The 20,782-nt window shown below is 62.1% G+C and carries 18 protein-coding genes; 12 read left to right on the top strand and 6 right to left on the bottom strand.

Going from position 1 to position 20,782, the window contains the following annotated elements:
- Positions 1–12: 12 nt before the first annotated feature.
- The 12 genes from JFT58_RS04555 (at position 13) to JFT58_RS04610 (ending at position 15,630) form a co-directional block, all read left to right on the top strand.
- The gene (locus tag JFT58_RS04555; RefSeq protein ID WP_034125728.1) at positions 13–507 is read left to right on the top strand and encodes a DUF1543 domain-containing protein; all 495 of its coding nucleotides are present in this window, start codon (positions 13–15) and stop codon (positions 505–507) included.
- Positions 508–614: 107 nt separating this feature from the next.
- Positions 615–896 carry a peptidylprolyl isomerase gene (locus JFT58_RS04560; RefSeq protein WP_034125729.1) on the top strand — a complete coding sequence of 94 codons (282 nt, stop codon included), beginning with the start codon at positions 615–617 and terminating at the stop codon, positions 894–896.
- Positions 897–1,025: 129 nt separating this feature from the next.
- Positions 1,026–2,885 (top strand): extracellular solute-binding protein, encoded by a 1,860-nt coding sequence (locus JFT58_RS04565; RefSeq protein ID WP_054896539.1) that lies wholly within the window; start codon positions 1,026–1,028, stop codon positions 2,883–2,885.
- Positions 2,885–3,943 carry a microcin C ABC transporter permease YejB gene (locus tag JFT58_RS04570; protein ID WP_005788805.1) on the top strand — a complete coding sequence of 353 codons (1,059 nt, stop codon included), beginning with the start codon at positions 2,885–2,887 and terminating at the stop codon, positions 3,941–3,943. Before JFT58_RS04565 ends, JFT58_RS04570 begins: the two co-directional genes overlap by 1 nt.
- Entirely contained in the window at positions 3,943–4,965 is a 1,023-nt protein-coding gene (locus tag JFT58_RS04575; protein ID WP_034125731.1) for an ABC transporter permease, read from the top strand. The genes JFT58_RS04570 and JFT58_RS04575 overlap by 1 nt, the downstream gene beginning before the upstream one ends.
- A 10-nt stretch (positions 4,966–4,975) precedes the next feature.
- Positions 4,976–6,547: an ABC transporter ATP-binding protein gene (locus tag JFT58_RS04580; protein ID WP_054896540.1), complete on the top strand. Its 1,572-nt coding sequence runs from the start codon at positions 4,976–4,978 to the stop codon at positions 6,545–6,547.
- Between the two features lie 145 nt (positions 6,548–6,692).
- Positions 6,693–8,093 carry a sigma-54 interaction domain-containing protein gene (locus tag JFT58_RS04585; RefSeq protein ID WP_054896541.1) on the top strand — a complete coding sequence of 467 codons (1,401 nt, stop codon included), beginning with the start codon at positions 6,693–6,695 and terminating at the stop codon, positions 8,091–8,093.
- A 286-nt stretch (positions 8,094–8,379) separates the two neighbouring features.
- Positions 8,380–9,771, top strand: coding sequence for a GntP family permease (locus JFT58_RS04590; protein WP_054896542.1), 1,392 nt, complete (start codon positions 8,380–8,382; stop codon positions 9,769–9,771).
- A gap of 7 nt (positions 9,772–9,778) precedes the next feature.
- On the top strand, positions 9,779–10,552 hold the full coding sequence (locus JFT58_RS04595; protein WP_054896543.1) for a 3-hydroxybutyrate dehydrogenase: 774 nt from the start codon (positions 9,779–9,781) through the stop codon (positions 10,550–10,552).
- 127 nt (positions 10,553–10,679) lie between these two features.
- On the top strand, positions 10,680–12,635 hold the full coding sequence (locus JFT58_RS04600) for an acetoacetate--CoA ligase (RefSeq protein ID WP_054896544.1): 1,956 nt from the start codon (positions 10,680–10,682) through the stop codon (positions 12,633–12,635).
- 138 nt (positions 12,636–12,773) lie between these two features.
- Positions 12,774–15,311 carry a PAS domain-containing hybrid sensor histidine kinase/response regulator gene (locus tag JFT58_RS04605; RefSeq protein ID WP_034125737.1) on the top strand — a complete coding sequence of 846 codons (2,538 nt, stop codon included), beginning with the start codon at positions 12,774–12,776 and terminating at the stop codon, positions 15,309–15,311.
- Positions 15,312–15,354: 43 nt separating this feature from the next.
- On the top strand, positions 15,355–15,630 hold the full coding sequence (locus JFT58_RS04610) for a peptidylprolyl isomerase (RefSeq protein ID WP_003174397.1): 276 nt from the start codon (positions 15,355–15,357) through the stop codon (positions 15,628–15,630).
- A gap of 129 nt (positions 15,631–15,759) precedes the next feature.
- Here JFT58_RS04610 and JFT58_RS04615 read toward each other — a convergent pair whose 3' ends face one another.
- The 6 genes from JFT58_RS04615 to JFT58_RS04640 form a co-directional block, all read right to left on the bottom strand.
- Complete coding sequence (locus tag JFT58_RS04615; protein WP_054896619.1) at positions 15,760–16,665, bottom strand: sugar kinase; 906 nt, start codon at positions 16,663–16,665, stop codon at positions 15,760–15,762.
- Between the two features lie 143 nt (positions 16,666–16,808).
- Positions 16,809–18,017 carry an amino acid deaminase gene (locus tag JFT58_RS04620; protein ID WP_054896545.1) on the bottom strand — a complete coding sequence of 403 codons (1,209 nt, stop codon included), beginning with the start codon at positions 18,015–18,017 and terminating at the stop codon, positions 16,809–16,811.
- A 9-nt stretch (positions 18,018–18,026) separates the two neighbouring features.
- The gene (locus tag JFT58_RS04625; protein WP_198834301.1) at positions 18,027–18,791 is read right to left on the bottom strand and encodes an IclR family transcriptional regulator; all 765 of its coding nucleotides are present in this window, start codon (positions 18,789–18,791) and stop codon (positions 18,027–18,029) included.
- A gap of 134 nt (positions 18,792–18,925) precedes the next feature.
- Positions 18,926–19,315, bottom strand: a complete 390-nt coding sequence (locus JFT58_RS04630; protein WP_003191822.1) for a RidA family protein — start codon at positions 19,313–19,315, stop codon at positions 18,926–18,928.
- A 14-nt stretch (positions 19,316–19,329) separates the two neighbouring features.
- Entirely contained in the window at positions 19,330–20,112 is a 783-nt protein-coding gene (locus tag JFT58_RS04635; protein WP_054896546.1) for an amino acid ABC transporter ATP-binding protein, read from the bottom strand.
- Entirely contained in the window at positions 20,109–20,771 is a 663-nt protein-coding gene (locus tag JFT58_RS04640) for an amino acid ABC transporter permease (protein ID WP_034135844.1), read from the bottom strand. The genes JFT58_RS04635 and JFT58_RS04640 overlap by 4 nt, the downstream gene beginning before the upstream one ends.
- Positions 20,772–20,782 lie beyond the last annotated feature (11 nt).

A 20,782-nucleotide genomic window follows, 5' to 3' on the forward strand; every position in this document is an offset into this window, starting at 1 on the left:
GAATCATCGGTAATGCTGTTTGTCGTCATGCTCGGGGGCAAGCACCCGCGGGCCAGGATCGAAGTACACGATGTGGTGTTCGCCGTGGCGGACACCCTGCAAGCCACCTACCCGCAATTACGCGACGCCTGGTTCGGCAGCCCCAAAGGCGTACACATCGATTCATGGATGGCCGTCGATGGCGTCGACGGCTGGAAGGTTGAACTGAGCCACCTGGCGCCCCACGGCGATGCACTCCGCCTGTACTTCATCAACCTGGGCGGTTACGAAGCCAATAGCTTTGGCGAGTCCCATCACTACCTACTTGTGGTCGCCCGTAACAAAAAGGAGGCCATGGGCAAAGGCAAGCAGCAGATGCTCAGCCACTGGTCCCAGGCCCACACCGACGCGGTGCTGGATATCGACGACTGCCTGCCCATCGACCTGGTGGACGGCCGCTATATCCACCTGGTGCAAGCGGCGCACCGCCCGATCGTGCAGCGCAACGACTACCTTGTGCTGCCTTGAATCCTCACGGCGAAAACAGTGCCGGCTGAAACCCAGTGGAACTTTGCCGAGAAATAACCGCCTGAATCCGGTACGCTCACCGTTTTTTACTCTAGGAGTTACTCACCATGGCCAAAGCCACCGCCCGTCACATCCTCGTTGCCTCTGAAGACAAGTGCAACGAACTCAAGGCCCAAATCGAAGGCGGCGCTGATTTCGCAGAAATCGCTAAAGCCAACTCCAGCTGCCCATCCAGCCGCCAGGGCGGTGACCTCGGTTCGTTCGGCCCAGGCCAGATGGTCAAAGAATTCGACACCGTGGTCTTCAGTGCCCCGGTCAACACCGTGCAAGGCCCGGTGAAGACTCAGTTCGGCTACCACCTGCTGGAAGTCACCAGCCGCCAGGATTGATTCAATCCGCGCTGATGCTATAAACAACGGCCCGCCCTTTGGTGGGCCGTTGTGCATCTGATGACTGGCGATGCCCAGGCCGTTAGCGTACAAATCCTTATGACTCTTACCCGGCGCTCAAGGCTGATAATGCGATTGGCTTTTTCATCTCTGCTCTGTTCCACCCTGGCCTTGCTAATGGCCAGCACTGCGGTGATCGCAGCCCCGCAAACCTACCTGACGGTGTACGGCGAGCCCGCCAAATACGCCGAAGGTTTCAGCCATTTCGACTATGCCAACCCCAACGCTCCCAAGGGCGGCAGCCTGCGGCGTTCCGCGCTGGAGGTGGGGCGGTTTGACCATGTGCTGCCGTATATCGACAAAGGCATCGGCGTATCCCAGGTCGACGGCTGGGTGTATGCGCCCTTGGCGTTGCGCTCGCTGGATGAGCCTTACACCGTCTACGGCCTGGTGGCGCAAAAGATGGAGCGCGCCGACGATGGCCTGTCACTGCGCTTCTACCTGAACCCCAAGGCGCGCTTTGCCGATGGCAAGCCCATCACCGCGCAAGACGTGCGCTACAGCTTTGACGTGCTGATGACCCAAGGCAGCTTGCGCTTTCGCACGCTATTTGCCGACGTGAAGCACGTCGAGGTCGAAGGTGAGCGCCAGGTGCGCTTTGACTTTTCCAGCAACGAAAACCGTACCCTGCCCCTGGATATCGCTACCTTGCCGGTGTTCCCCGAGCACTGGTGGAAGACCCGCGACTTTGCCAACGGCGGTGGCTACGAAGCGCCACTGGGCAGCGGCCCTTACAAGGTCAGCAAGATCGACTCCGGCAGTACCATCACCTTCACCCGTGACCCCGACTGGTGGGGCAAGGACTTGCCGGTCAGCCGCGGCCTGTACAACTTCGATCACCTGAGCCTGGAGTACTTCGGCGACACCGAAGTAGCGCGACAAGTGCTACGCGGCGGCGCCTATGATTTCAACCGTGAATTCTCCGCCACCGGTTACTCCATCGGCTACAACGGCCCGGCCCTGGACGATGGCCGCCTGCAGCGCGCGCACCTGGCCAAGGAGATGCCGCAGCCGGCCCAGGGCTATGTGTTCAACGTGCAAAAACCGATATTCAAGGATCGCCGCGTGCGCCAGGCCCTGGCGATGCTGTGGGATTTTGAATGGGCCAACCGGCAGATGATGCGCAACCTGTACATCCGACAGCAGAGCTATTTTTCCAATAGCCCGCTGGCCGCCAGCCAGTTGCCCACCCCGCAAGAACTGGCGATCCTCGAACCCCTGCGCGGGCAGATTCCCGACGAGGTGTTCACCCAGGTGTTCAAGGCCCCGGTCACCGATGGCAGTGGCATGATCCGCGACAAACAGTTGCAAGCCTTGGCCCTGCTGGAAGACGCCGGCTGGAAACCTGTGGGCGACAAACTCGTCAATGCCCAGGGCGAGCCACTGGAATTCACCTTCCTCAACGTCCAGAACGGCCTCGAACGCCTGTTGCTGCCCTACAAACGCAACCTGGCGCAGATCGGCATTACCCTGAACATCCGCCGCATCGACTCCTCGCAATACGTCAACCGACTGATGGCCCGCGACTACGACATGATCGTCACGGGTTTCCCAGTCACCACCTCGCCCGGCATGGAGCTGTACAACTATTTCGGCTCTGCCGCCGCGTTCGATTCGGGCGCCAACAACTACATCGTACTCAAGGACCCGGCCGTCGATACGCTGATCCATGGCCTGGTCAAGGCCGACACCCAGGCGAAGATGCTCACCTATGCCCACGCCCTGGACCGCGTACTGCAATGGAATTACCTGTGGATCCCCAACTATTACCCACCGGGCACCTCCGCCGCATGGTGGAACCGTTTCGGGCGCCCGGCCATCGAGGCGAAGAACGACGAAGCCTTGGAAACCTGGTGGGAAGTCAGCCCCACCCCGCTGACGAACGAACAAATGCAGGCTGAGTTGAAAAAACGCGGAGAGGCCCACTGATGTTTGCCTATATCGTACGGCGCCTGCTGCTGATCATCCCGACGCTGGTGATCATCCTGCTGGTGAACTTCGTAATCGTGCAGGCCGCGCCCGGCGGGCCGGTGGAGCAAGCCATCGCCCACTTGCAAGGCATTGGCGGCGGTGGTGTAGCCGGCGCATCCGGCGAAGGCATCAGCGGCTCGCGAGCCAGCCGCGGCCTGGACCCGAAGCTGATCAAGGACATCGAGAAACAATACGGCTTCGACAAATCCGCGCCGGAACGCCTGTGGTTGATGCTCAAGAACTATGCCCAACTGGACTTCGGCAACAGCTTCTTTCGTGGCGCGACGGTGACTGACCTGATCCTGGAAAAGATGCCCGTCACGATTTCCCTTGGCCTGTGGGCCACGCTGATCACCTACCTGGTGTCGATCCCGCTGGGCATACGCAAGGCCGTGCGCCATGGCAGCAGCTTTGATATGTGGAGCAGCACGGCCATCGTCATCGGTTACGCGATGCCGGCGTTCCTGTTTGCGATGTTCCTGATCGTGGTGTTCGCGGGCGGCACCTCGCTGAACTGGTTCCCGGTACGCGGGCTGGTCTCGGAAAACTTCGCCGAACTGAGCACCGTGGGCAAAATCGCCGACTATTTCTGGCACCTGGTACTGCCAGTAACGGCGCTGGTGATCGGCGGCTTTGCCACCTTGACCATCCTGACCAAGAACTCGTTCCTCAATGAAATTACCCGCCAGTACGTGGTCACCGCCCGCGCCAAGGGTTTGAGCGAACGCCGGGTGCTGTACGGTCACGTGTTCCGCAATGCGATGTTGCTGGTGATCTCGGGGATTCCCCAAGCGTTTATCAGCGTGTTCTTTGCCGGTTCGCTGCTGATCGAGGTGATCTTCTCCCTCGATGGCCTGGGCCGCATGAGCTACGAGGCGGCCGTGTCCCGCGACTACCCGGTGGTGTTCGGCTCGCTGTTTATCTTCACCCTGTTCGGCCTCTTGATAAAACTCATCGGTGACCTCTGCTACACCCTGGTGGACCCGCGTATCGACTTCGCCGCGAGGAACGCCTGATGCTCAACCTCTCCCCCGTGGCCCGCCGACGCTTCGAGCGCTTCAAGAAAAACCGCCGTGGCTGGTGGTCGCTGTGGCTGTTTATCGGCCTGTTTATCCTGACCCTGGGCGGCGAGTTGATCGCCAATGACAAGCCCCTGGTGCTCAGTTTCAAGAACGAGCTGTATTTTCCGGTGTTCAAGCGCTACACCGAGCAGCAGTTCGGTGGGCAGTTGCCGTTCCAGGCGGACTACCGCAGTGACTACGTGCAAAAGCTGATCAAGCAGGATGGCGGCTGGATGCTGTTCCCGCCGATTCCGTTCAGCGATGACACGCCCAACTACGAACTCTCCCGCCCTGCCCCGAGCCCGCCGTCGGCGGTGAACTGGCTGGGCACCGATGACCAGTCCCGCGATGTGTTGGCCCGGGTGATCTTTGGTGCACGGGTGTCGATCCTGTTTGCCCTGGCCCTGACCGCCATCAGCGCCGTCATTGGCATTGCCGCCGGGGCGTTGCAGGGGTACTACGGTGGCTGGGTGGACTTGCTCGGCCAGCGCATCCTCGAGGTGTGGTCTGGCCTGCCGGTGCTGTATCTGCTGATTATCCTGTCGGGGTTTGTGGAGCCGAACTTCTGGTGGTTGCTGGGGATCATGGCGCTGTTTTCCTGGTTGGCCCTGGTGGACGTGGTGCGCGCCGAGTTCCTGCGTGGGCGCAACCTGGAGTACGTCAAGGCCGCACGCGCCCTGGGCCTGGGCGACGGCAAGATCATTCGCCGGCACATCCTGCCCAACGCCATGACCGCGACCCTCAGCTATTTGCCATTTATCTTGACCGGGGCGATATCCACCTTGAGCGCTCTGGATTTCCTTGGCTTCGGCATGCCCGCCGGCAGCGCCTCCCTGGGCGAGCTGATCGGCCAGGGCAAGCAGAACCTGCAAGCGCCGTGGCTGGGCTTGACGGCGTTTTTCACCCTGGCGCTGATTCTGTCGTTGCTGGTGTTTATCGGCGAGGCACTGCGTGATGCCTTCGACCCCCGCTCATGAGTGACTGCGTATGAACCTGATCGAAATCCGCGACCTGTGCGTCGCCTTCAACGGCCAGACCGTCGTGCGCAACCTGAGCCTGGACGTGCGCCCTGGCGAGTGCCTGGCGTTGGTGGGCGAGTCGGGCTCGGGCAAGTCGGTGACGGCCCATTCGATCCTGCAACTGCTGCCGCAAGCCGGCACCGAAACCCTGGGTTCCATCAAGTATCGCGGCCAGGAACTGATCGGCGCCTCACCGAGTACCTTGCAAAAATTGCGCGGCAACCGCATTGCCATGATCTTCCAGGAGCCGATGACCTCCCTCAACCCGCTGCACAGCATCGAAAAGCAGATCGGCGAAACCCTGCTGCTGCACAAGGGCCTGGGCGGCAAGGCGGCGCAGGCGCGCATCCTCGAACTGCTGGAACTGGTGGGCATCCAGAAACCCCAGGAACGGCTCAAGGCCTACCCCCATCAATTGTCCGGCGGCCAGCGCCAGCGGGTGATGATCGCCATGGCCCTGGCCTGCGAGCCCGAACTGCTGATTGCCGACGAGCCCACCACGGCGCTGGACGTGACGGTGCAGCGCAAGATCCTGCTGCTGCTCAAGTCCTTGCAACAACGCCTGGGCATGTCGCTGCTGCTGATCAGCCATGACCTCAACCTGGTGCGCAGTATCGCCCAGCGGGTCTGTGTGATGCGTGCCGGCGAAATCGTCGAGCAGGCTGACTGCCAGGCCTTGTTCACCGCACCGCAGCATCCCTACAGCCGCCTGCTGCTGGACGCCGAGCCCTCGGGCGATGTGCTGTGCAGCGAGCCCCGTGAGACGGTACTGGAAGTGGATGACCTGAGCGTGCAATTCCCCCTCGGTGGCGGGCTGTTCCGGGCCAAGACCTACCTGCGCGCGGTGGACGGCATCAGCCTCAGCGTGCAGCGCGGCAAAACCCTGGGGATTGTCGGCGAGTCCGGTTCCGGCAAGTCCACCCTGGGCCAGGCGATCCTGCGCTTGCTCGACTCCAGCGGCGGCATTCGCTTCCAGGGTGAGGCCCTGGACCCGCTCAACCATCAGCAGATGCGCCCATGGCGCAAGCAGATGCAGGTGGTGTTCCAGGACCCCTATGGCAGCCTCAGCCCGCGCATGTCGGTGCAGCAGATCATCAGCGAGGGCCTGGAAGTACACGCGCCGTGCAGCCTGGCCGAGCGTGACGCGCAAGTCATACAGGTGCTCAAGGACGTGGGCCTCGACCCTGCCAGCCGACATCGCTACCCCCATGAGTTTTCCGGTGGCCAGCGCCAACGCATCGCCATTGCCCGCGCCCTTGTACTCAAGCCAGCGCTGATGCTGCTCGACGAACCGACCTCGGCCCTCGACCGTACAGTGCAGAAACAAGTGGTGGCGCTGCTGCGCGAACTGCAGGACAAATACGGCCTGACCTACCTGTTTATCAGCCATGACCTGGCGGTGGTGCGGGCCATGGCCCATGACATGATCGTGGTCAAGGATGGCAAGGTGGTGGAGCGTGGCGCGAGCCATGATGTGTTCGAATCGCCCCAACACCCGTACACCAAAGAACTGCTGGCAGCAGCGCACATCCCTTTGTGAGGTGAGATTGTTCCCACGCTCTGCGTGGGAACACAACCCGAGACGCTCCGCGTCGTGTCTTGGCCCTACGCCGAGTGACGCAGAGCGTCACGGTAGACATTCCCACGCAGAGCGTGGGAACGATCATTAACAGGATTCTGTACCCATGAGTACCAGCCTCAAGGACTACCAACAGGTTCGCGGCCTGGCCATCCAGTCGCTGTTCGAGATCATCGAGCAGTCCAGCGAGGGCACAGTCATCGTCGACCGCGATGCGAACATCGTGTGGATGAACGAGCGTTACGCCAAGCGTTTTGGCCTCAAGAGCGCCGACCAAGCCATCGGCCAGCCTTGCGAGCAGGTGATTTCCAACAGCCTGCTGCGCCAGGTGGTGCGCAACGACCGGCCGATCCTGCTGGATATCCAGGACACTCCCAAAGGCCCGCTGGTGGTGATGCGCCTGCCGATCCACGACGAGGCCGGGGCGGTGATCGGCGCGATTGGGTTTGCGCTGTTCGATGAACTGCGCAACCTGTCGCCGCTGATCGAGCGCTACCTGAGCATGCAGCAGGAGCTGGCCTCCACGCGCTCGCTGCTGCGTTCGCGGCAAAGCAAATACAACTTCGCGCACTTTATCGGCACCAGCGCCGCCAGCCTTGAGGTCAAGCGCCGGGCGCGGCGCAGTGCGAGTGCCGATTCGCCGGTATTGCTGCTCGGGGAGACCGGCACCGGCAAGGAGCTGCTGGCCCAGGCCATTCACGGCGCATCGCCACGGGCGCACAAAGCCTTTGTGAGCGTCAACAGCGCGGCGATCCCCCATGATCTGCTTGAAGCCGAATTCTTCGGCACCGCACCCGGCGCCTTTACCGGTGCCGACCGCAAGGGTCGCCCCGGCAAGTTCCAGATTGCCCAGGGCGGCACGTTGTTTCTCGATGAAATCGGCGACATGCCGCTGCCACTGCAAAGCAAATTGCTGCGGGTGTTGCAGGAAAAGGAATTCGAACCGGTGGGCTCCAACGAGATGCTGCACAGCGATGTGCGGGTGATTGCCGCGACGTCCATGGACTTGGAAGCGGCGATCAAGCGTGGCGAGTTTCGCGCCGATCTGTATTACCGCCTCAACGTGCTGCCGATCCAGGTGCCGCCGCTGCGTGAACGGCTGGAGGATATTCCGGCGCTGAGCGAGGCGATCCTTGAGGAGTTGCGCAGCCAGCACGAACTGGACCGCGATGCCCTGGCGCTGTTGGCCCAACATGCCTGGCCGGGCAATATCCGCGAGCTGCGCAATGTGCTGGAGCGGGCGGCGTTGCTGAGTGATGACTTGGTGTTGAATGCCGAGGAGATACGCACAGCGATTGGCACTTTTACGCCGGTTGAACGCCGTGCGCTGGTGTCGATGGAAGAAGAGACATTCAGTGCGGCACGGGAACGGTTAGATCGGCAGGTGATCGCAGCCGCGCTCACGGCGTGTGAAGGGAATGTGGTAGAGGCAGCCAAGCGGTTGGGGCTTGGGCGGTCAACGTTGTATAAAAAAATGCTGGCTCTTGGAATAACCCAGTCTCATTAAAGAGACTAGATTCCCACTATGGAGACAATCCTGTGTGGGAGCTGGCTTGCCTGCGATAGCGTTGGTTCAGCTAGGGAATATGGCACTGTTACACCGCTATCGCAGGCAAGCCAGCTCCCACAAGGGATCTCCACTCGTCTCTCGATTGAGACTGCCTTCTGGAAAACCGTCGTTAAAAAGTAAATAAATCTATATATATCAACAAGTTATAAATCTGGCACACATCTCGCTATAGCTTCCTCCCACAGCCTCACCCACAACAATAACAATCCGATGGAGACACACCATGAGTGTGATCATTGCCCTGGCCGCGCTCGCGCTGCTGATGCTGGCCGCCTACCGTGGCTATAGCGTTATCCTGTTCGCCCCCATCGCCGCCCTTGGCGCGGTGCTGCTCACTGACCCGTCCGCCGTCGCACCTGCCTTTACCGGGGTGTTCATGGAAAAGATGGTCGGTTTTATCAAGCTGTATTTCCCGGTATTCCTGCTCGGTGCGGTGTTCGGCAAGCTCATTGAGCTGTCGGGGTTTTCGCGCTCGATCGTGGCCGCTGCGATCCGCTTGCTCGGCACGCGCCAGGCGATGCTGGTGATTGTGCTGGTCTGCGCCCTGCTCACCTACGGTGGCGTGTCGCTGTTCGTGGTGGTGTTTGCGGTGTACCCGTTTGCCGCCGAGATGTTCCGCCAGAGCAATATCCCCAAGCGCCTGATCCCAGCGACCATCGCCCTCGGTGCGTTCTCGTTCACCATGGACGCCCTGCCCGGCACTCCGCAGATCCAGAACATCATCCCCAGCACCTTCTTCAACACCACCGCCTGGGCGGCGCCGTGGCTGGGGCTGATCGGCACGATCTTCGTGTTTTGCGCCGGCATGCTCTACCTCGCACGCCAGCGCAACAAGGCCCAGCGTGCCGGTGAAGGCTATGGCACCGAGTTGCGCAATGAGCCGGAAACCGCCGACAACCTTGCCTTGCCCAACCCATGGGTCGCGCTGTCGCCGCTGATCCTGGTGGGGGTGATGAACCTGTTGTTCACCCACTGGATCCCGCAGTGGTACGGCAAGACCCACAGCCTCAGCCTGCCGGGCATGAGCGCGCCGGTGACCACCGAAATCGCCAAGCTCACCGCGATCTGGGCGGTGCAGGCGGCATTGCTGGTGGGAATTATCGTGGTGCTGGTGTTCGGCTTCTCGGCGATCAAGAGCAAGCTGGCCGAAGGCAGTAAAAGCGCGGTAAGCGGTGCATTGCTTGCGGCGATGAACACCGCCTCGGAATACGGCTTTGGCGCAGTAATCGCCTCGCTGCCAGGCTTTCTGGTACTGGCGGACTGGCTCAAGGGCATCCCCAACCCGCTGGTCAACGAAGCGATCACCGTGACCTTGCTGGCCGGTATCACCGGCTCCGCTTCCGGCGGCATGAGCATCGCCCTCGCCGCGATGTCCGAGAGCTTCATTGCAGCCGCCCACGCGGCCAATATCCCCCTTGAGGTGCTGCACCGGGTCGCGGCCATGGCCAGCGGCGGCATGGACACCCTGCCCCACAACGGCGCAGTGATCACCCTGCTGGCGGTCACCGGGTTGACCCACCGCGAAGCCTACAAGGACATTTTTGGCATTACGATCATCAAGACCCTTGCGGTGTTCGTGGTGATCGGTACTTTCTACGCCACCGGCATTGTGTGAGGTTTTCATGACAACTTTGAATGGCAAGACCGCCCTGGTCACCGGCTCCACCAGCGGCATCGGCTTGGGGATTGCCCTGAGCCTGGCCAAGGCCGGCGCCAACCTGATTCTCAACGGCTTTGGCGACGCCAGCGCGGTGATCGCCCAGGTGCAGGCGTTTGGCGGCAAGGTCGGGCATCACCCGGCAGACGTCAGCGACCCCACGCAGATCGCCGACATGCTCGCCTACGCCGAGCGCGAGTTCGGTGGCGTGGACATCCTGGTCAACAATGCCGGTATCCAGCATGTGGCAGCGGTAGAAGACTTCCCTGTGGAGCGCTGGGATTCGATCATCGCCATCAACCTGTCCTCGGTGTTCCACAGCACACGCCTGAGCTTGCCGGGCATGAAGGCCAAGGGCTGGGGGCGCATCGTCAATATCGCCTCGGTGCATGGGCAAGTCGGCTCAGTGGGCAAGGCGGCGTATGTGGCGGCCAAACATGGGGTGATCGGCCTCACCAAGGTGGTGGGCCTGGAAACCGCCACCAGCAATGTCACCTGCAACGCCATCTGCCCGGGCTGGGTGCTGACGCCGCTGGTGCAGAAGCAGATTGATGATCGCGTGGCCACTGGGGTCGACCCACAGCAAGCGCAGCAGGATCTGTTGGCAGAGAAACAGCCGTCGCTGGAGTTTGTGACGCCGTCGCAACTGGGGGAACTGGTGTTGTTCTTGTGCAGTGAAGCCGGCGCCCAGGTGCGCGGCGCGGCCTGGAACATCGACGGTGGCTGGCTGGCCCAGTAAACCCGTGATGACCGTTCCCACGCTCTGCGTGGGCACGCAGACCGGGGCGCTCCGCGCCCCAAAAGCGGACGCAGAGCGTCCAGTCAGGCATTCCCACGCGAAGCGTGGGAACGAGAAGAGGCAGCTTATGTCCGAGATCCTCTGGCAACCCTCCCCGGAACGCATCGCCACCACGCGCATGGATCAGTTCCGCCGCTTCATCAACCAACGGCACGGCGTGCAGCTCGACGACTACCCCGCCCTGCACCAATGGAGCATCGACCAGCGCCCGGATTTCTGGCAGGCGATTGTCGCGTTCTTCGACGTGCAGTTTCGCAGCCCATCCAGCGTCACGCTGATCGAAGACATCGAGATGCCCAGCGCCCAATGGTTTCCCGGCGCCACCCTGAACTTCGCCGAACACCTGTTGCGCCGGCGCGACGATCATCCTGCGGTGGTGGCTGTCAGCGAAGACGGCCAACGTGAACAATTGAGCTATGCGCAACTGGCGGAACAGGTTGCCGGCCTGCAAAAAAGCCTGCGGGCGGCCGGGGTCGGCATAGGTGACCGGGTGGCCGCGTGTATGCCCAATACCTGGCAAACCCTGGTTGGCATGCTCGCCACCACCAGCCTCGGTGCGATCTGGTCGTGCTCCTCGCCAGACTTCGGCACCCAAGGCGTCATCGACCGCTTCGGCCAGATCGAGCCCAAGGTGCTGATCACCTGCGCGGGCTACCGCTATGCCGGCAAGCGCATCGACCAGAGCGCCAAGCTCAATGAGATCCTAGAACGCCTGCCCTCCCTGCAACAGCTGATCATCGTGCCTTACGCCAAGCCCGAAGCGCAGGCTGGGGACTACACCACCCACGCCCACGTCGCGCTGTGGGACGACTTCTATCAAGCCGGCGGCGAACCGGAATTTGTCGCGGTGCCGTTCGATCACCCGTTGTATATCCTTTATTCCAGCGGCACCACCGGCATCCCCAAGTGCATCATCCACGGCACTGGCGGCGTATTGCTGACGCACCTCAAGGAACACGGCCTGCATGCCGACCTGAACCGCGAGGACTGCCTGTTCTATTACACCACCTGCGGCTGGATGATGTGGAACTGGCTGGTGTCGGTGCTGGCGATCGGCGCCACCGCGGTGCTGTACGACGGCTCGCCGTTCCACCCCGGCCCCGAACGTTTGATCGACCTGATCGATGCGGAAAAAATCAGCGTGTTCGGCACCAGCCCCAAATTCCTCGCCACCCTGGAAAAGTCCGGGTTGCAGCCGCGCCTGAGCCACGACCTGGGCAGCCTCAAGGGTCTGATTTCGACCGGCTCGCCGCTGTCGCCCCAGAGTTACGACTACGTGTACCGCGAGATCAAGGCTGAGCTGTGCCTGTCCTCGATGTCCGGTGGCACCGACATTGTCTCCTGCTTTGTGATCGGCAACCCGGTGCTGCCGGTACGGCGTGGTGAGATGCAGTGCAAGAGCCTGGCCATGGCCATCGAAGTGTGGGACGACCAGGGCCGGCCCCTGATCGGAGAGAAAGGCGAACTGGTGTGCACTCGGCATTTCCCTGCCATGCCCATCGGACTGTGGAACGACCCGCAGCAGCAGAAACTGCGCGCTTCGTATTTCAGTCAGTTCCCCGGTGTATGGGCCCAGGGTGACTATGCCGAGCAACGCGCCAACGGCAGCCTGTTGATCCACGGGCGTTCCGATGCGGTGCTCAACCCCGGCGGCGTGCGCATTGGCACCGCCGAGATTTATCGCCAGGTGGAAAAGGTCCCGCAGGTGCTGGAAAGCCTCGCCATCGGTCAACGCTGGCAGGACGACGTGCGCGTGGTGCTGTTTGTGCGCCTGGATGACGGAATTGAACTGGACGAGGCGCTGCAACAGCAGATCCGCCAGGTGATTCGTGCCAACACCACACCGCGCCATGTGCCGACCAAGATCCTCGCTGTCACGGATATCCCCCGCACCATCAGTGGCAAAATCGTCGAATTGGCGGTGCGCAACGTGGTGCATGGAGAGCCGGTGAAAAACACCGATGCCCTGGCCAACCCCCAGGCACTGGAGCAATTTCGCGACAGAGCTGAGCTGGCTTATTAGATGAAAGGTTTCAGCGCTGACGCAGCGTTTTGAAGAAAAACCCTCAAGGCATGCTATTTTTCCGGGGTAGCCACCCGTTGCCGCTCCTTGGGATAATGGGTGTTGTCATTTTTCAAAGCGTCATGCTCAGGGCTTTTTATGAATGGAACATCCACCGGTAGCGAAGCCGCTGCGTTGATCAAGCGGCTGGACTGGGCGCAAAGCCCACTCGGTGAGGCCAGTGAGTGGCCGCAAAGCCTGCGCACTGCCGTTGATATCGTCGTGCATTCGCCCATGCCGATGGTACTGCTGTGGGGCCCGCACCTCACGCAACTCTATAACGATGGCTTTGCACACCTGATTGGCAGCAAGCACCCCGGCGCCCTGGGCCAGCCGGCGCACCACACTTGGCCTGAGCTTGAAAGCTTCGCCGCGCCGGTGTACGACGCCGTGCTCGGCGGCCAGGTGCGTACCTTCAGCGAGCAACGCTTTGTGCTGCACCGCCAGGGCTGCGATACCGAAATCTGGCTGGATCTGACCTACAGCCCGGTGCGCGATGAAAGCTGCCGGGTAGCCGGCATTCTGGTCACGGCCATTGAAACCAATGAGCGACGCAGCAAAACCCTCGAACTGCAACAGCGCTCCGAAGCAAGCCTCAAGGCCCAGCACAACACCGAGCAACGCCTGCAACTCGCGTTGGCGGCCACCGACGCGGTGGGTACCTGGGACTGGGATATCGGTGAAGACCGCTTCATCGCCGACGCCCATTTCGCCTACCTGCATGGCGTCGACCCCAACGATTCAAGCCTGCTGCCCATCAGCGCCTACCTGCACGGCGTGCATCCCGAAGACCGGGGCACAGTGACGCGCAGCATCAAGCATTGCATCACCCATGGCACCGAGTACGCCGAGGAATACCGCCTGCAACAGGCCGATGGCCAGGTGCGCTGGGTGTTCGCCCGTGGCCGCTGCTACAAGGATCAACAGGGCCGGCCGGCGCGGTTCCTCGGCGCCGCGCTGGACCTCACCGAGCGCAAAAACACCGAGCAGGCCTTGCGCCAGAGCCAGACCGAGCTGCAACTGATCATCAACGCCATGCCGGTGTTGATCGGCTACGTTGACCACGAACAGCGCTTTCGCCTCAACAACAGCGCTTACCTCGAGTGGTATGGCAAGACGCCCCAGGAGCTGTACGGCAAGACCATCCGCGAAGTGCTCGGCGACGAGGTGTATGCCGGGCGCGCAGACAAGATCGCCGCCGCGCTCAAGGGCAAGGCGTGCAGCTTCATGACGGTGACGCCTCATCGCGATGGCCGCCCCCGCCATGCGCTGATGAAGTACCTGCCGCGGTTTAGCAGTGACGGCTCGGTGAATGGTTTCTACATCTTTGTGATCGACGAGACCGAACGCAAGCTCACCGAAGAGGCCCTGCGCCACCTCAACGAGAACCTTGAAGAACGCGTGGCCCAGCGCACCCAGGCGCTGGCCGAGGCCAACCAGCGCCTGCAGAACGAGATGTTCGAGCGCGAGCGTGCCGAAGATGCCCTGCGCCATGCGCAGAAGATGGAAGCGGTCGGCCAGCTCACCGGCGGTATCGCCCATGACTTCAACAACATGCTCACCGGCATCATCGGCAGCCTCGACCTGATGCAGCGTTACATTGCCGCCGGACGCAGCGACGATATCGGCCGTTTTGCCGATGCCGCCGTGTCCTCCGCCCATCGCGCCGCCGCCCTCACCCACCGGCTGCTGGCGTTCTCGCGACGCCAGTCGCTGGACCGTCGCCCCACCGACCCCAACCAACTGGTGGCGTCCCTGGAAGACCTGTTCCGGCGCACCAAGGGCGCGCATATCGAACTCAAGGTACAACTGGGCAAGGACATCTGGCCGGTGAACACCGACGCCAGCCAGTTGGAAAACGCCCTGCTCAACCTGGTGATCAACGCCCGCGACGCCATGCCCGACGGCGGCGAGCTGCTGATCGAAACCGCCAACAGTTACCTGGACGGCACCGACATCACCACCCTGGAACCGGTCAAGGCCGGCGACTATGTGATGCTTGGTGTGAGCGACAACGGCAGCGGCATGGCGCCGAAAATCCTCGCCAAGGCGTTCGACCCGTTCTTTACCACCAAGCCCATCGGCCAAGGCACTGGCCTTGGGTTGTCGATGATCTACGGCTTTGCCCAGCAATCCGGCGGCCACGTGACCATCCAGAGCGAACCGGGCCAGGGCACCTGCGTGCGCCTGTACCTGCCGCGTTTGTATGGCACGGCGCTGGAAAGCAGCCTGCCCGCCAGCCTGACCGAAGCGCCCGTGGCCCTGGCCGGTGAAGCGGTGGTGGTGGTCGAGGACGACCCGGCGGTGCGCATGCTGGTGGTCAATGTGCTCGACGAACTGGGCTACACCGCGCACCAGGCGGCGGATGCCCGTGCGGCGCTGCCGTTGCTGGAGTCGGATTTGCGTGTGGACTTGCTGGTGACCGACGTTGGCTTGCCCGGCATGAACGGCCGACAACTGGCGGAAATCGCCCGTCAGCATCGTCCCGGCCTGCGCGTGCTGTTCATGACCGGTTATGCCGAGAAAGCCGCCGAGCGCCAGGGGTTCCTGGAGGACGGCATGGACATGGTCGCCAAGCCTTTTTCCATTGACCTGTTGGCCAACAAAATCCGTAGCATGATCGGCGTCGAGGCCTGAGTTCAGGCATAATCGCGCGCCGTCGCACAGCTGGTAGAGCCCCATGAAAGCCCAAGCCCGTCATATCCTGGTGAAAACCAGCGAAGAAGCCGAACAACTCAAGCAGCGCATTGCCAAGGGCGAAGCCTTTGATGTGCTGGCCAAGAAGTACTCCACCTGCCCGTCGGGCAAACGCGGTGGTGACCTGGGCGAAGTGCGGCCCGGGCAGATGGTGGGGGCGATTGATGCGGTGATCTTCAAGAAACCGGTGAAGGTGGTGCATGGGCCGATCAAGAGCAAGTTTGGCTATCACCTGGTGCAGGTGTTTTACCGCGATTGAGTGGATGGCTTCAGTCCGATCGTTCCCACGCTCTGCGTGGGAATGCCTCACTGGACGCTCTGCGTCCGCTTCTGGGACGCGGAGCGTCCCGGGCTGCGCTCCCACGCAGAGCGTGGGAACGATCAGTGATCATCTCGGTATCAGCGCCCCGGGCACCTGAATCACCCGGCTTGCCAACCGATGCCCCGCCAGTGCGGCGTCTTGGGGCGAGCCACCCTTGAGCCGACAGGCCAAATACGCCGCACTGAACGAATCCCCCGCCGCCGTGGTGTCCACCACCTTCTCCACTTTCAACGACGGCACCGCAAAGCGCTCGCCCGCGCAACGAATCAGGCACGCATCCGCTCCCCGCTTGAGCACCACTTCTGCAATCGACGGGTACGCCGCGAACACCTGCTCGCTATCCTCATAACCAAACAACGCGCGTTCGTCATCCTCGGTGAGCAAGGCAATGTCCACCTCGGCCACCACCCTGCGATACGCTTCACGAGCCGTTTGCACATCGGCCCACAACCGGGGCCGGTAATTGTTATCGAACACCACCCTGGCGCCGCGCAGGCGGGCTTCGATCAGCGCCTGCAGTAAACGCTCACGCCCGATGTCTCCCAGCACGGCCAAGGTAATGCCGCTGAAATACACCACATCATAGCCCGGCAGGGCCGCCAGAACCGGCTCGGCGGCAGGCGTGGTGAAGCAGTCGCGCACGGCCGCCTCGTTGCGCCAGTAGAGGAATTTACGTTCGCCCTGGGCGTCGGTCTGGATGCAATACAAGCCCGGCAGGCGCCCAGGCAGACGCTGGACCCTGTCCAGGCCAAGGCCTTCGGCGTGCCAATGATCACACATGGCATCGCTGAAGCTGTCATCGCCCAGGGCGGTGACGTAGTCAACGCTGCCGGCATCGCCCAGCTCGCGGCGCAGGTACACCGCGGTGTTCAAGGTGTCACCGCCGAAGCTCTGGTGCAGGCTGCCGTCGGCGCGGTGTTGCAGTTCGATCATGCATTCGCCGATGAGGGCGGTGCGGGGGTGGGTGTTCATGGCAAAGTTCTCAGGTGTGCTGGAGGGCCCCATCGCGGGCAAGCCCGACTCCCACATTCGACTGCATTCCTTCAGTTAAAACGCGGTCACTGTGGGAGCTGGCTTGTCGGGTCGCCGCATCGCTGCGATAGCCGCGACTCGGTCTAGAAGCAGGTATGCAGAGACTCGACCACCTGCAACTGCTCGTCCACCAGGCACCCCACCTGCCATTTATCAAAGGTCAGGCAAGGGTGGGACGTACCAAAGGAAATGATGTCGCCAATACGCAATTCAACCTCCGGCGCCACAGTCATGAACGCATGCTGGTCCATTACCGCCGTGACCTTGCACCCGCTCACATCATCACCTTGCGCCGGCACGATCCCGGCCCTGTAGCGCTTGAGCGGCACTGGCAAACCGGCGTCGTAGGCCACGTCGCGCTTGCCCAGGGCAACCACCGCAAAACCAGGCTCCGGCAGCGACTGCACATGCGCCCAGACTTCCATTGCCGGGCGCAGGCCCTCGTTGAGGTCGCTGCGGCGTTCGAGTACGCAGCACTGCGCCTCTTTATAGATGCCATGGTCGTGGGCCACGTAACTGCCAGGGCGCAACACGCTGAGGAAACGGCCGGCGGCGTTTTGCGTTTCGAACGACTCGGCGATCAGGTCGTACCAGGCCGAGCCCGATGCGGTGATGATCGGCTTGGGCAGGTCGAACAGGCCGCTGTCTTGCAGTTCCACCGCCAGGCTCACCAGGCTGGCGGCGAAGGCGCGGATACCGCTGATGGCGTGCTCGCCGTGGATCACGCCTTCGTAACCCTCGATACCGGTGAGGGCCAATGCCGGCTGGGCCTGGATCGCCTTGGCCAGGTCGCGCACTTGCTGCTCGCTGCGGCAGCCGCACCGGCCACCGACCACGCCGTACTCGATCATCACGTTGAGGCGCTGGCCACGGGCGGCGAAGAACAGGCCCAGGTCGGCGACGTTGTCCGGGTGATCGACCATACAATGGAAGTCAAAATCCTTGTCGGCCAGCAGGTCCGCGATCAAGGCCATGTTCGCCGCGCCCACCAGTTGGTTGGCCATCAGCACGCGACGCACGCCGCTGGCGTAGGCGGCGCGGGTCTGCACGGCGGTAGCCAGGGTGATGCCCCAGGCACCGGCGGCGATCTGGCGCTGGAACAGCGCGGGCATCATGCTGGTCTTGCCGTGGGGCGCCAGCTCGGCGCCGCTGCTGCGGACAAAGTCCTGCATCCAGCGGATGTTATGTTCCAGGGCGTCACGGTGCAGCACCAGGGCAGGCAGGCTGACATCGCGAACCAAATGGGCACCGACGGCGGCGGCCCCTTTTTCAACGGCATTGAGGGCAGACATGGAAAACTCCTATTCGTTGGTGCGCCGGGCCAGGCTGTTGGCACTGTCGATCAGTACCCGGCGATAGTCATGGTAGTTTTTGCTCGCATCAGCCCGGGGGGCGACGATGCACAGGGTCGCGATGCTGATGCCCTGGGCATCGCGCACCGGGGCGGCAAAGCAGTGGGTGAAGGTGTCGGCCACACTGTCGAAGGAGAAGAAACCATCCAGGCTGGCCTGGCGGATCTGCGCCAGAAAGGTGTCCAGCGGCAGGCGCAGGCCATCCGGCAGGATGAAATCGTCGGGATCGATCAGGTCGACGATCTGCTGATCGCTCAAATGCCCCAGCAACAAGCGTCCCGAGGCAGTCCACGGAATGGGCGCGTTTTCCCCGATGTCCGAAGAAATACGGAAATGCCGCTGGCCCTCGCGCATCAGCGCCACCGTGTATTTGCGCCCGTTGAGCAGGCACATCTGCGCGGTTTCGTGGGTCTGGCTGACGATCTCCTGCAAGGCGTGGTCGGCCTCGCGGGTCAGGTCGAAGTGACGCAAGTGTGCCTGGCCGAGGAAATACAGCTGGCGCCCCAGATACACGTGGCCGTCCTTGCCCACGGTCTCCAGGATGCGCCGCTCCAGCAACGACGCCACCAGTTCGTAGACCGTGGATTTGGGGCTGCCAATGCCGCTGGCAATATCATTCGGGCGCAGGGGTTGGCCGATTTCCTTGAGAAAATCGAGGATATCGAACGCACGGTCCAGGCCTTTGGCGCGGCGTTTGATGGTGTCTTCGGTCATGGCAGTACTCGGTCCCGTTCCAGATGATCGTTCCCACGCTCTGCGTGGGAATGCATGCGGTGACGCTTTGCGTCACATGCGCGGACGCAGAGCGTCCAAGGCGGTATTACCACGCAGAGCGTGGGAATGATCAGTTAGGCCTTTTTCTTGTAGGCCACGCAATCGATCTCGACCTTGCAATCGACCATCATATTGGCCTGAACACAGGCGCGCGCCGGTGCGTGCTCCGGGGTGAAGTATTCGCCGAATACCTTGTTGAAACTCCAGAAGTCCCGTGGGTCTTCCAACCATACGCCCACCCGCACCACATCCTTGAGTTCGTAGCCGGCTTCTTCGAGGATAGCCACCACGTTGCGCATCGTCTGGCGGGTTTGCTCGATGATGCCGCCATTGATGATTTCACCGTCCACCGCAGGCACCTGGCCCGACACGTACAGCCAGCCATCGGCTTCCACCGCGCGGGCGAACGGACGTGGCTGGCCGCCACCTGCGGTGCTGCCGGTGCCGTAACGAGTAATGCTCATAAAGTTGCTCCTTGTTAAAAACGAATGTTCTTGAGAAATTCTGCCAGGCGCGGCGACTGCGGCCGTTCGAAGATGTCCTTCGCACTGCCCTGCTCTTCAATGCGGCCCTGGTTCATGAAGACGATCTGGTCCGAGACCTCATAGGCAAAGCGCATCTCGTGGGTGACCAACAACATGGTCATGCCCTCCTCCGCCAACCCCTTGATCACGCTGAGCACTTCGCCCACCAACTCCGGGTCGAGGGCCGAGGTGACTTCGTCGAACAGCATCAGGCTGGGGTTCATGGCAATGGCCCGGGCAATGGCCACGCGCTGTTGCTGGCCGCCGGACAATTGGCCGGGAAAGTGGTTGCGGCGCTCCAGCAGGCCGACGCGGTCCAGCCATTTTTCGGCCAGCGCTACCGCTTCATCCTTGCCCATTTTATTGACCTTGAGCAAGCCGAGGGTGACGTTCTGCAGCGCGGTCAGGTGCGGGAACAGGTTGAATTGCTGGAACGCCATGCCGGTCATTGCGCGGTGCTGGGCGATCACTCGCTCCGGGTGGCGTACACGCTTGCCGCCGACATCGCTGTAGCCGATGGACTCGCCATCCAGGGTGATCTGCCCGCCCTGGAACTCTTCCAGCAGGTTCACGCAGCGCAGCAAGGTGGTCTTGCCCGAGCCGCTGGAGCCGATCAACGTCACCACATTGCCGCGCTGCATGGACAGGTCGACGCCCTTGAGCACTTCCACCTGGCCGTATTGTTTACGCAGGCCACGAATGTCCAGCAGCGCTGGGTTGGTTTGAGCTTGGTTCATGGCAAGGCCACCCGCTTTTCAATGTAGCGCCCGAATAATTCGATGGCGTAGTTGATGACAAAGAACAGAAAACCGGCGAACAGGTAGAACTCCAGGGTCATGAAGGTGCGCGCGATCACCTGCTGGGTACTGAGCAGCAATTCGGCCACACCGATCACCGACAGCAAGGTGGAAGCCTTGACGATTTCCGTAGAGGAGTTCACCCAGGTCGGCAAGATCTGCCGCAGCGCCTGGGGCAGCAGCACATAGCCCAGGGACTGATAGAACGTCAGGCCAATCGCCTTGCCCGCTTCCAATTGCCCACGGGGAATGGCCTGCAGCGCGCCGCGCACGATTTCCGATACATGGGAGCCACAGAACAAGGTGAGCCCGACAGCACCGGCCTGGAACGCACTGATTTGCCAGCCAAGGGCCGGCAGCATGTAGAAACATGCCAACACCAGCACAAACACCGGCGTGCCACGGATCAAATCGACATACAGACGGAACGGCGCACGCATCCAGAACTTGCCGTAGGTCAGGATCAACCCGGCGACGATGCCGATCAGGGTGCCAAAGACAATCGCCAGCGCCGAGACCGCCACGCTGGCCTGAAAGCCGGCCCAGAGGGTCTCGCGGGCGATCCACAATTCATGCAGCCAACTGGGGGATTCGTACATGAGGCCCTTCC

The organism is Pseudomonas sp. MF6767 (assembly GCF_016405475.1).
Taxonomy (GTDB): Bacteria; Pseudomonadota; Gammaproteobacteria; order Pseudomonadales; family Pseudomonadaceae; genus Aquipseudomonas; species Aquipseudomonas paracarnis.